This window comes from Dorea phocaeensis (assembly GCF_900240315.1).
GTDB lineage: Bacteria > Bacillota > Clostridia > Lachnospirales > Lachnospiraceae > Dorea_B > Dorea_B phocaeensis.
This window is the reverse complement of record NZ_OEPZ01000001.1, coordinates 458841-470980: the sequence shown is the minus strand read 5'-3', so window position 1 is coordinate 470980 and position 12140 is coordinate 458841. Positions and strand designations below refer to the sequence as shown.

The window sequence follows — 12140 nt, the reverse complement described above, 5'->3', positions numbered from 1 at the left end:
AAATGAGAATTTATTATCTTAGGAGGAATGTAAAATGGCAGCAAGAATTTTTTATCAGGAAGATTGTAATTTATCTATGTTAGAGGGTAAGACAATCGCGATTATCGGTTATGGAAGTCAGGGACATGCGCATGCACTTAACTTAAAGGATTCTGGATGTGACGTTATCATCGGTCTTTACGAAGGAAGTAAATCCTGGGCAAAAGCAGAAGCACAGGGACTTAAAGTATATACAGCAGCAGAGGCAGCTAAGAAAGCGGATATCATTATGATTCTTATCAATGATGAGAAACAGGCTGCACTTTACAAAAACGATATTGAGCCAAACCTTGAAGAAGGAAATATGCTTATGTTTGCTCATGGTTTCAACATTCATTTCGGACAGATTATACCGCCTGCAAATGTAGACGTTACCATGATCGCGCCAAAGGGACCAGGACATACCGTAAGAAGTGAGTATGTTGCAGGAAAAGGAGTTCCATGTCTTGTTGCAGTAGAGCAGGATGCTACAGGAAAAGCTCTTGATAAAGCGCTGGCATATGCAGCTGGTATCGGTGGAGCAAGAGCAGGAGTTCTGGAGACAACATTCAGAACAGAGACAGAGACAGACCTCTTCGGTGAGCAGGCAGTTCTTTGCGGTGGTGTTTGCGCTCTGATGCAGGCAGGTTTCGAGACCCTTACGGAAGCTGGATACGATCCAAGAAATGCATATTTTGAATGTGTACATGAGATGAAACTGATCGTTGACTTGATTTACGAGTCAGGATTCGCAGGAATGAGATACTCCATCTCCAACACAGCAGAGTATGGCGATTACATAACAGGACCAAAGATTATTACAGATGAGACAAAGAAAGCTATGAAGAAGATCCTTTCTGACATTCAGGATGGTTCCTTCGCGAAAGAATTCTTATTAGACATGTCTGAAGCAGGCGGTCAGGCACACTTCAGAGCAATGAGAAAGCTTGCAGCAGAACATCCGGCAGAGAAGACAGGTGAAGAAGTAAGAAAACTGTATAGCTGGAGTGATGCAGATAAACTGATCAACAACTAAAAGCAGCGGGTTTTTGGCTTGTATAGATTTGTATAGAGAAGAAAAGGCACGGGAAAGCAGCAGGAACGCTGCGAGATCCCGTGTCTTTTTTTGAATTATAACATTTGAATTATAATATTTTGGAAGACCTCATTCTTTTTATGTGAAATGAATAGATTTTTCTGTGAATTATGATAGAATGAAATCAGAAAACAGAAAATAAGCACTGAAAAGGAGGGAGAAAATGAGTAATATGATTGAAAAAATGGAAGATTTGCGCTCTGCAAGGAATCCGAAGGCAAGAATCAAGGTGTTAAGAGGTCATTTTGTGACAAGCAATTCACATTTGAACACGTATATCGATATGTCGACGGTGAAATGCAGACACAATAACGCCAGAGAAACGGCGAAGGTTTTAGCGGAAGAGTACAAGACAAACACCCATGTCAACACCATTGTGTGCCTGGATGAGACGGAAGTGATCGGAACCTTTTTGGCAGAGCAGCTGGCAGATTCTTCCGGAATGTCTCTGAGTGCGGGGAATAATATCTCTGTGATTACACCAGAATATTATACACAGGGGCAGATTTTATTCCGAGATAATAAGCAGCGAATGATTAGAGATCAACAGGTATTGCTGCTGGCAGGATCCGTGACTACTGGAAGAACGATCAGCAAAGCGATTGAATCGGTGCTGTATTATGGTGGAACTATTTGCGGTGTCTGCGCAGTTTTCAGCGCCGTCTCAAAAGTGGCGGGGATGGAGATTAAAACGATTTTCACAAGCAAAGACGTTCCTGATTATCGAGCGTATGAACCGGGGAAATGTCCGATGTGTCAGAATGGAGAAAAGATAGAAGCTATTGTGAATAGCTTTGGATATTCCAGATTGGAGTAGAAGTACAATTGGGACAGGGTAAAATGCAATTTGGGACGGAGTTTTTTTAAAAAAACCCCGTCCCAAATTTATAATTAAGCAATTCTGTTTACAGCTTTTGTTAAACGAGAAATCTTTCTGGAGCAAGTGTTCTTGTGATAAACACCCTTGCTTCCTGCTTTATTGATCTCAACGATTGCTACCTTTAATGCTGCCGCAGCCGCTTCGGCATCCTTGTTAGCGATAGCTGTTTCAACTTTCTTTACGCAAGTTTTTACTTTAGACTTAATTGCTTTGTTTCTTGCAGCTTTTGTTTCGTTTACTAAGATTCTTTTCTTTGCAGATTTGATATTAGCCAACTTGTCCACCTCCAATATCCTATATTTCGATTTCGATCGATTCCAGTTCGTTAGAGCCGGACACGGACGTTCTAACGAAACATACGAACTTATTTTATGCCAAGGAATGCTTTCTGTCAATAGATATTTTCCAAAAAAACCTACATATTTTCCCAAAAAACAGGAAATATAGTAATTATGAAAAGAAGCAGTAGGCAGGAGGATGGAACCATGATCGAGAAGTATAGGATCCGGACGGATCTTGCACTGGAGCAGAAGGAACGGTTTGCGGCAGATAATGTGGAAGTTCCGGGTGTGATTTTGGATGAAACATATGATGAAGAAAGAGAGATCCGAGTTACGACGGTGAAGATTGAGACGGAAAATGGGGCGAAAATTATGGGAAAGCCGGTAGGAACTTATATTACGATGGAGGCGCCGGATTTGGCTGTGCCGGACGAGGGCTACCATGAGGAGATTTCGGCAGAACTGGCAAAGTTTTTAAAGCCTTTTGTTCCGATGGATAAGCCGGAGTATTCCGTGTTAGTGGCAGGGCTTGGAAATCGATACGTAACGCCGGATGCACTGGGGCCTTATGTGGCAGATCATCTGAACATTACCAGGCATATCGTGAAGGAGTATGGACGTTATGCTATGGGGAAAGATCAGGTATGCATGGTCAGTGCGGTGATTCCGGGGGTGATGGGACAGACAGGGATGGAGACGGTGGAAGTGATTCGAGGGGTGATCAAGCAAACGAAACCAGACCTGTTGATTGTGGTAGACGCACTGGCGGCAAGAAGCACCAGACGGCTGAACCGGACAATTCAGATCAGTGATACGGGGATTCATCCTGGTTCCGGGGTTGGAAATCATAGAAATGCGATTACGAAAGAGACCGTTGGAGTACCGGTTATTTCAATCGGAGTTCCAACCGTTGTGGATGCAGCCACCATCGTAAACGATACGATGGAAAATTTTATTCGGGCGCTGGAAAGCTCTGAGACCTTAAAAGGAGTAGGCGTGGTGCTTTCCGGGTATAATGCGGCGGAGAAGTATGAACTGGTGAAAGAATTGATTTCACCACACTTAAATGGGCTGTTTGTAACGCCAAAAGACATTGATGATACCATAAGAAGAATCAGTTTCACTATTTCAGAAGCGCTCAATCTTCTGTTTTCAGGAGGACAGGCACATAATCCATCTGCCGGACTCATATAGTGTTAAGACACTGTAGGAAGACGAAAGTCCGGTTCTCAAGCAGGGGAGACCGGGAATGAGCGGAGTGAAAAATGTGAAAGTAAAAATAAGAATCAGCCGGGTGCTGATGGTAGTTTCGGCAGGGATCCTTTTTCTTTTGGCGGGAATCCGCCTGGGAAAGAAGGTTCCCGAAGAACTATGGATGAAAATAGGGGTGGTCTTTTCCGACGCAGCGGTGGAACATGCCAAGAAATGGTGGCTTCCAGGGCTTGCCTGCGTAGAAGCAGGGGAAGAGAAGACGCCCTGGGAATGGGTGGCTGATCGGGCTATGGAACTACTTCCCATTGGAACCTATGTAGAGGACAAAGAGTTTCTGGATACGGAAGTGGAAGACAGGGAGACCTACGCCATGATTCTTGCGAGACAGGAAAGTGATGAAAATGCCGTGGATGAAGAGGGAAAACTGATCGGAGAAGAGAAGCCTTTAGACACGGCTGTTCAGACATCGGGCACGCCCGTTGATGCCAGTATGGAAAAGTTAATGAATTACGAATATCTGTTGGGAAATTTTTATGCGGTAGATGGAAACACCATGGCAGATCCACAGCTTTTAAATGCCAAGGCCCTGTTGGAAAAAGATCTTCATATTGAGATTCCCGATCAGGAGGAGCCGAAGGTATTGATCTATCATACCCATTCGCAGGAGGCATTTGCCGACTCGGCGCCTGGAGATCCGGCGACTTCTATTGTAGGAATGGGTGCTTATTTAACTCAGCTTTTGAGTGAGACGTACAAGATTCCAACGCTTCACCATGAAGGGGTTTATGATTTGGTAGATGGGAAGCTGGATCGAAGCCAGGCTTATCAGCTGGCTGAACCAGAGATTCAGAAAATTCTGGCAGAGCACCCCAGCATAGAGGTGGTGATCGATCTGCACAGGGACGGCGTGGTGGAAGGAACCCATCTGGTGACAGAAGTTGGTGGAAAGCCGACGGCACAGATTATGTTCTTTAATGGACTAAGCCGTACAAAAGCAAATGGAAATATCAGTTACTTGCCAAACCCGTACATAGAAGATAATCTGGCATTTTCACTTCAGCTTCAACTGGCAGCCAATGAAAAATACCCCGGATTTACCAGACGTATTTTCCTGCGCGGATATCGCTATAATATGCACTTTAAGCCGCGGACACTTCTAATTGAAGCAGGAGCTCAGACCAATACAGTAGAAGAAATGCGAAATGCGATGGAAGTTCTGGCAGATACCCTTGCTCATGTGCTGATAAAGTAAATTGCCCATGCTCTGACAAAATAAATTCTATTTGCCCCATACAGGACTTTGTGCTAAGATATTGGCAGTATGGAGTCGTATGCGCTCATATATGGGCGTTTGCACAAAAAGGATAGAAAGGATATAGGAAGCCATGGCGAAGAAGAATACCTATGATGCGGAAAGCATTTCCATATTGGAAGGACTGGAGGCGGTTCGGAAGCGTCCGGGAATGTATATCGGAAGTGTATCAACCAAGGGATTGAACCATCTGATCTATGAGATGGTAGATAACTCAGTGGATGAGCATCTTGCAGGCTTTTGTACGGAAATTAAAGTGACATTGGAGGCGGATGGTTCTGCGACAGTGGAAGATAATGGGCGTGGTGTGCCGGTGGATCTTCATGCAACCGGACTTCCGGCGGCCCGGGTCGTTTATACCACCCTTCATGCAGGTGGGAAATTTGACGATTCAGCGTACAAGACCAGTGGAGGACTGCACGGTGTGGGTTCTTCCGTTGTCAATGCCCTTTCTGTTTATATGGATGTGGAGATCAGCCGTGACGGATACGTTCACCACGATCGGTTTGAGCGAGGAAAACCAGTGGTAGAATTAGAAGACGGACTGCTGCCGAAGATTGCGAAGACGAGAAAGACCGGAACGAAGGTGAATTTTCTGCCGGACGACACGATCTTTGAGAAGACCCGGTTTCGGGCGGAAGAGGTCAAGAGCCGGATGCATGAGACGGCATACTTAAATCCTTCTCTTACGATTATCTTCGAGGATAAAAGAGGGGCGGAAAAAGAGCATGTCGTGTATCACGAGCCAGACGGAATACTGGGATTTATCAAAGATCTGAATTCTAAGAAGGAGACGGTGCACGAACCAGTTTATTTTAAAGGAGAGGCAGAAGGTATCGAGGTGGAAGCGGCATTTCAGTATGTAAATGAGTTCCACGAAAATGTTATGGGATTCTGCAACAACATCTATAATGCAGAAGGCGGAACCCATCTGACGGGATTTAAGACTACCTTTACGACGGTGATGAACCAGTATGCAAGAGAGCTTGGAATCTTGAAAGAGAAGGATGCCAATTTTACCGGAGCCGATATCCGAAATGGAATGACGGCGATTATCTCGATCAAGCATCCCGATCCGAGGTTTGAAGGACAGACGAAGACGAAGCTTGATAATCCGGATGCAGCCAAGGCGTGCAGCAAGGTAACCGGTGATGAGATCGTACGCTATTTTGACAGAAATTTAGAGAATTTAAAGAAGGTGATCGGATGTGCGGAGAAGGCGGCGAAGATCCGGAAAACGGAGGAGCGTGCCAAAACCAATCTTCTGACGAAGCAGAAATATTCCTTCGACAGCAATGGAAAGCTTGCGAACTGTGAAAGCCGGGATGCTTCAAAGTGCGAGATTTTTATTGTAGAGGGAGATTCTGCCGGCGGCTCTGCCAAGACGGCAAGAGACCGGATGTACCAGGCAATTCTGCCGATTCGCGGAAAGATTCTGAATGTGGAGAAGGCGAGTATCGATAAGGTGCTGGCAAATGCAGAGATCAAGACCATGATCAATGCATTTGGATGTGGATTTTCAGAAGGATATGGCAATGATTTTGACATTACGAAGCTTCGATACGACAAGATTATCATCATGGCCGATGCGGACGTGGACGGCGCGCACATTTCGACACTTCTGTTAACCTTGTTCTATCGCTTTATGAAGGAATTGATTGATGAGGGACATGTCTATATTGCCATGCCTCCACTTTATAAAGTGATGCCAAAGAAGGGGGAAGAAGAGTACCTCTACGATGACCGGGCGCTGGAGCGGTACCGTAAGAGCCATGAGGGACCGTTTACTCTGCAGCGATATAAAGGTTTAGGAGAGATGGACGCCGAGCAGCTGTGGGAGACAACCATCAATCCAGAGACCAGAATCTTAAAGCGGGTAGAGATTGAAGATGCAAGGATGGCATCAGATGTAACAGAGATGTTGATGGGAACAGAAGTTCCGCCGCGCCGGGCATTTATCTACGAGAATGCGACCGAAGCGGAACTGGATATATAGTAAAAGCGTGTGAATGGAAGAGATCGATGGAAACAGTTGGAGGAAAAGATGCAGGATTCACAAATCATTAGAACGGAATATTCGGATGTTATGAGAAAATCATACATTGATTATGCAATGAGCGTCATTGTTGCAAGAGCGCTGCCAGATGTGCGGGATGGCTTGAAGCCGGTACAAAGACGTACGCTCTATGATATGTATGAACTGGGAATACGTTATGACAAGCCTTATCGGAAATGTGCCCGTATCGTAGGGGATACCATGGGTAAATACCATCCACATGGAGACAGTTCTATCTATGAGGCGCTGGTGGTTATGGCACAGGAGTTTAAGAAGGGCATGACACTGGTTGATGGACACGGTAACTTTGGATCTATCGAAGGTGATGGAGCTGCGGCGATGCGTTACACAGAAGCCCGACTTGCTAAGTTGACACAGGAAGTCTATCTTGCGGATTTGGACAAGAATATTGTGGATTTCGGACCAAACTTTGATGAAACAGAGAAAGAGCCAGTGGTACTTCCGGTTCGGATTCCCAATCTTTTGGTTAACGGGGCAGAAGGAATTGCGGTTGGTATGGCGACCAGCATTCCGCCTCATAATCTGGGGGAAGTGGTGGACGCAGTCAAAGCGTATATGAAGAATAGCGACATTAGTACCAAAGGACTAATGAAATTCATCAAAGGGCCGGATTTCCCAACGGGAGGAATTGTAGTCAACAAGGACGATCTGGCGGCAATCTACGAGACGGGAACCGGGAAGATTAAGCTTCGTGGTAAAGTAGAAGTAGAAGAGATGAAAGGCGGAAAGAAGCGCCTGGTGATTACAGAGATTCCTTACACGATGATTGGAGCCGGAATCGGGAAGTTCTTAAATGATGTCTGTGCATTGGTAGAGTCTAAGAAGACGACGGATATTGTGGATATTTCCAACCAGTCCTCCAAAGAAGGAATCCGGATTGTGATCGATCTGAAAAAGGGAGCGGATGTTGAGAATCTGACAAACATGCTCTATAAGAAGACACGTTTGGAAGATACCTTCGGCGTCAATATGCTGGCGGTGGCAAACGGAAGACCGGAGACCATGGGACTTAAGAAAATCATCGAGCACCATGTAGATTTTCAGTTTGAGATGGCGACCAGGAAGTATCAGACGCTGCTTGGCAAAGAACAGGATAAGAAAGAAATCCAAGAAGGTCTGATCAAAGCATGTGATGTGATTGATCTGATTATCGAGATTCTGCGAGGCAGCCAGTCGGTGAAGGATGCCAAGGCATGTCTGACCAGAGGTGAGACGGAAAACATTCGATTCAAATCCGGAATTTCCAAAAAAATGGCGGCAATGCTTCGCTTTACCGAGCGGCAGGCAACGGCGATTTTGGAAATGCGCCTGTACAAGCTGATTGGTTTAGAGATTGAAGCACTTCAGAAGGAACATGAAGAAACGCTTCAGAAAATTGCCAGATACGAGGATATTCTAGATCATTATGAGTCGATGGCAGACGTGATTATCGAAGATTTGGATGCGATTAAGAAGGAATACTTAAGAAAACGCCGCACTGCTATAGAAAATGCCGAGGAAGCGGTCTATGAAGAAAATAAGATTGAGGAACAGGAAGTGGTATTCCTGATGGATCGATTTGGATATGCCAAGACGGTGGATCCGGCAACCTATGAGCGGAATAAGGAAGCGGCAGACGCAGAGAATAAATATATTCTGCCATGTATGAATACCGGGAAGATCTGTCTGTTTACCGATACCGGCAAGATGCACCAGGTCAAGGTGCTGGATCTTCCGTATGGGAAATTCCGGGACAAGAGCCTTCCAATCGATAATGTAAGTAATTATGACAGTACCAAAGAAGAGATTGTATATATCTGTGACTCTGAGCAGATGCGCTTTGCAAAGCTTCTGTTCGTTACCAGCCAAGGTATGATAAAGAAGGTAGAAGGCAGTGAGTTCCAGGTGTCTAAGCGAACCATTGCCGCGACCAAGCTGCAGGCGGAAGATCGTCTGGTAAGTGTACAGGTCATTACGGATAATCAGCAAATTGTACTGCAGTCAAAAGATGGATTTTTCCTGCGGTTTCCGGCAGAAGAAGTCTCCGAGAAGAAAAAGGGCGCTGTCGGAGTCCGCGGTATCAAGCTTCGGAAAAACGATGAGGTGGAGCACGCTTATCTCTTTGAAGAGGGAACGGAAGTTAAGGTGAAGTACAAAGAAAAAGAGGTAACATTAAATCGTCTGAAAGTGGCAAAACGGGACGGAACCGGTACGAAGACAAGAGGATAACTGACAAGACGCGAAGACAGGAAAAGAGATGAAGAGAAGCCGATGTGTTTTTAAAGAAATTTGTGACGACGGATTTACAGATTGCCAATGCCAGATACTTTGGTATCGATCAGTATTATGGCGGAGACAGTGAAGAGGTAAAGACAGAAAATCTGTCAGAGTCCTTCATCGAGGCCTGTGAGGCGCAGGATGGATTTGAAGAAGGGGGACGGATTTATTCTTCTACAAGATTCGGACTTATGGCAGACTCCTGGGAAGCTCCTGACTATATCCCGCATGACAGCAAAGGATATTATCGGACGTATGGAGCGGAGAAAGACTATCTACGAAAAGATGAAAACGGGGCTTATTCTACCAGCACCGTTCTTTATGGACTGGAAGATTTTCCACTTGAGCAGATCGATGTATATGAAGGTGAAGAGGATCTTTCGGTGATCAAAGAGAAGCTAAAGACCGGAAAGTATTTGATTTATAGTACCTCTACAGATGACAACGGCAAGGTAGAGCCAAAAGAAATGATGCATCATTCCGGAGATAAGGTGACGCTGGCGCTTCCGGACGGAAGCCGTAGGGAGTTTGAGATTCTGACGGTGATCAAAGAGAATTACTATGGCTTGACGAACCGATATGGAATTGAATTTTGTTACTACACAGTGGCAGATGTATTTAAAGAAATGGAGTCCGAAGATTTCCTGATGAGTTATCTTCTGAATGTAGAGGATGAAAAGGAAACGGCCTATGGCCAGTTTGTAGAAGACTACACGATTACGAAAGAGCCGCTAATGGGTTACGAATCCAAACAGAAATGGCTGGATGAATTTTCTGGGCTTAAGAATCTGTTCGTATTGGTAGGCGGAACTTTAAGTGTGGTAATCGGCGTGATCGGGGTGTTAAACTTTATCAACTCTGTATTGACCAATATTGTGACCAGACGCAAAGAGTTTGCTATGATGGAATCAATTGGCATGACGAAGAAGCAGCTCCTTCAAATGTTGATTTTAGAGGGAATCTATTATGCGGTGATTACCATCGGGGTAGTTCTGATCTTTGGCACCTTGTTTTCGGCCACTGCAATAAGAGCGCTGTCTGACGGGTTGTGGTTTATGCGGTACCACTTTGTGATTTGGCCGATGTTGGCAGCGTGTCCACTGCTTTTGATTCTTGGTGTGGCAGTGCCATATCTTGCTTATGCTCCGCAGAGAAAGAATAGTCTTGTGGAGGAGATCCGAAGGAATGAATAAACACCCCTTGCATTTTGTGAGATGGAGTGTTATACTTGATAACAGTAACATAAAGGAATCGGCAGAAGAGTGGACGAAAGTTCACTCTTCTTTGTTGCAGTGTATACAAAGAAGGACTGCCGGTATTTGAATTCTGCAGATGGTAAGGAGGAATTTTAGATTGTCAAAGAAAGAAAATTACGAACAGAAAACCGAAGAGATCCTACTTCCGATTACGGAAGAATATGGATTTGAGCTGGTAGATGTAGAGTATGTAAAAGAAGGAAGTACTTGGTATCTTCGTGCCTACATTGACAAACCGGGCGGCATTGACATTAACGACTGTGAAAAGGTCAGCAGAAGACTGAGTGATCTTTTGGATGAAAAAGATTATATTGAGGATGCATATATTCTGGAAGTCAGCTCTCCGGGACTTGGAAGACCGCTCAAGAAGGAAAAGGATTTCAAGAGAAGTATGGGAGAAGAAGTAGAAATTCGGACTTACCGCATGATTGACAAACAGAAAGAATTTACCGGAGTGCTTACCGGATACGATGCAGATACCGTTACCATTGCGATGGAAGATGAGACTGAGAAGACGTTTGACAGAAGTGATATCGCGCTGATTCGCCTGGCGTTTGATTTTTAAGATTAGGAGGATATAAGAAAATGAACACAGAATTATTAGAGGCGCTTAATATACTGGAGAAGGAGAAGGATATTAGTAAAGAGACACTGATGGATGCCATTGAGAATTCTCTTTTAAATGCCTGCAAGAGCCATTTTGGGAAAGCGGATAATATCAAGCTGATTATGGATAGAGAATCCTGCGATTATCGTCTGTTCGCAGAGAAAACAGTTGTAGAGGAAGTGGAAGATAAATTGGAAGAAATCAGTCTGGAAGATGCAAGAGAGATTGACAGCTCTTATGAACTTGGCGATATTGTGCAGATTCCGATTGAATCCAAATCTTTTGGACGTATCGCAACTCAGAATGCGAAGAATCTGATTTTACAGAAGATTCGCGAGGAAGAAAGAAAGGTTGTATACGATCAGTATTTTGAAAAAGAAAAGGATATTGTGACAGGTATCGTACAGCGTTATGTTGGAAAGAATGTCAGCATTAATCTTGGAAAGGCAGATGCGATGTTGACAGAGAATGAGCAGGTGAAGGGAGAAGTCTTTACACCGACCGAGCGTATTAAGCTGTATGTAGTAGAGGTGAAGAATACCACGAAGGGACCAAAGATCCTGGTATCCCGTACGCATCCGGAGCTGGTAAAGCGTCTATTTGAGTCTGAAGTGACGGAAGTAAAAGATGGAATTGTTGAAATTAAGAGTATCGCAAGAGAGGCTGGAAGCAGAACGAAGATTGCTGTATGGTCCAACGATCCGGATGTAGATCCGGTAGGAGCATGTGTCGGTATGAACGGCGCCAGAGTCAATGCTATCGTAAACGAACTTCGCGGGGAGAAGATCGATATTATCAACTGGAGCGATAATCCGGCAATTCTGATTGAGAATGCACTCAGCCCGGCGAAAGTCATCTCTGTTATGGCAGATCCGGATGACAAGACGGCAAGTGTAATTGTACCAGATTACCAGCTGTCTCTTGCAATTGGAAAAGAAGGACAGAATGCAAGACTGGCGGCAAGACTGACTGGGTATAAGATTGATATCAAGAGCGAGACACAGGCGATAGAGTCTGGAGAACTGCCGGAGAACTATATGGATATGACGGAAGGCGTATTTGAGGAAGAGTACGAAGAGCCTTACGATGAGTCCGCGGATGAAGAAATCATAGAATTTGAAGAGTTTGAAGAAGTAGAGGAATAG

General features: G+C 44.8%; 10 protein-coding genes. 9 read left to right on the top strand and 1 reads right to left on the bottom strand.

The features are described from left to right. Positions 1 to 34 precede the first annotated feature (34 nt). Positions 35 to 1054, top strand: coding sequence for a ketol-acid reductoisomerase (ilvC, locus tag C0979_RS02175; RefSeq protein ID WP_101694425.1), 1020 nt, complete (start codon positions 35 to 37; stop codon positions 1052 to 1054). A 232-nt stretch (positions 1055 to 1286) separates the two neighbouring features. Next, positions 1287 to 1931: a type I phosphoribosyltransferase gene (locus C0979_RS02170; protein WP_101694763.1), complete on the top strand. Its 645-nt coding sequence runs from the start codon at positions 1287 to 1289 to the stop codon at positions 1929 to 1931. Positions 1932 to 2005: 74 nt separating this feature from the next. Here the strand turns inward: C0979_RS02170 and rpsT are convergent, their stop codons facing one another. After that, on the bottom strand, positions 2006 to 2269 hold the full coding sequence (gene rpsT / locus C0979_RS02165) for a 30S ribosomal protein S20 (protein ID WP_101694424.1): 264 nt from the start codon (positions 2267 to 2269) through the stop codon (positions 2006 to 2008). Between the two features lie 210 nt (positions 2270 to 2479). Between rpsT and gpr the strand changes: the two genes are divergently transcribed. The 7 genes from gpr (at position 2480) to nusA (ending at position 12140) form a co-directional block, all read left to right on the top strand. Then, a complete protein-coding gene (gene gpr / locus C0979_RS02160) occupies positions 2480 to 3469 on the top strand; it encodes a GPR endopeptidase (protein WP_101694423.1) in 990 nt (329 codons plus the stop codon). Between the two features lie 55 nt (positions 3470 to 3524). Continuing rightward, entirely contained in the window at positions 3525 to 4739 is a 1215-nt protein-coding gene (locus C0979_RS02155; protein WP_242962626.1) for a stage II sporulation protein P, read from the top strand. Positions 4740 to 4872: 133 nt separating this feature from the next. After that, the gene (locus tag C0979_RS02150) at positions 4873 to 6795 is read left to right on the top strand and encodes a DNA gyrase/topoisomerase IV subunit B (protein WP_101694422.1); all 1923 of its coding nucleotides are present in this window, start codon (positions 4873 to 4875) and stop codon (positions 6793 to 6795) included. Between the two features lie 48 nt (positions 6796 to 6843). After that, on the top strand, positions 6844 to 9084 hold the full coding sequence (locus C0979_RS02145) for a DNA gyrase/topoisomerase IV subunit A (RefSeq protein ID WP_101694421.1): 2241 nt from the start codon (positions 6844 to 6846) through the stop codon (positions 9082 to 9084). Between the two features lie 44 nt (positions 9085 to 9128). After that, positions 9129 to 10325, top strand: a complete 1197-nt coding sequence (locus C0979_RS02140; protein WP_101694420.1) for an ABC transporter permease — start codon at positions 9129 to 9131, stop codon at positions 10323 to 10325. Positions 10326 to 10485: 160 nt separating this feature from the next. Then, a complete protein-coding gene (gene rimP, locus C0979_RS02135; protein WP_101694419.1) occupies positions 10486 to 10953 on the top strand; it encodes a ribosome maturation factor RimP in 468 nt (155 codons plus the stop codon). Positions 10954 to 10973: 20 nt separating this feature from the next. Continuing rightward, the gene (nusA, locus tag C0979_RS02130) at positions 10974 to 12140 is read left to right on the top strand and encodes a transcription termination factor NusA (RefSeq protein WP_101694418.1); all 1167 of its coding nucleotides are present in this window, start codon (positions 10974 to 10976) and stop codon (positions 12138 to 12140) included.

Excerpts from the sequence above, each read along its gene's own strand:
- nusA (WP_101694418.1), top strand. The coding sequence starts at position 10,974 with ATGAACACAGAATTATTAGAGGCGCTTAATATACTGGAGAAGGAGAAG.
- C0979_RS02145 (WP_101694421.1), top strand. The coding sequence starts at position 6,844 with ATGCAGGATTCACAAATCATTAGAACGGAATATTCGGATGTTATGAGA.
- C0979_RS02150 (WP_101694422.1), top strand. The coding sequence starts at position 4,873 with ATGGCGAAGAAGAATACCTATGATGCGGAAAGCATTTCCATATTGGAA.
- gpr (WP_101694423.1), top strand. The coding sequence starts at position 2,480 with ATGATCGAGAAGTATAGGATCCGGACGGATCTTGCACTGGAGCAGAAG.
- C0979_RS02155 (WP_242962626.1), top strand. The coding sequence starts at position 3,525 with ATGAGCGGAGTGAAAAATGTGAAAGTAAAAATAAGAATCAGCCGGGTG.
- ilvC (WP_101694425.1), top strand. The coding sequence starts at position 35 with ATGGCAGCAAGAATTTTTTATCAGGAAGATTGTAATTTATCTATGTTA.
- C0979_RS02170 (WP_101694763.1), top strand. The coding sequence starts at position 1,287 with ATGATTGAAAAAATGGAAGATTTGCGCTCTGCAAGGAATCCGAAGGCA.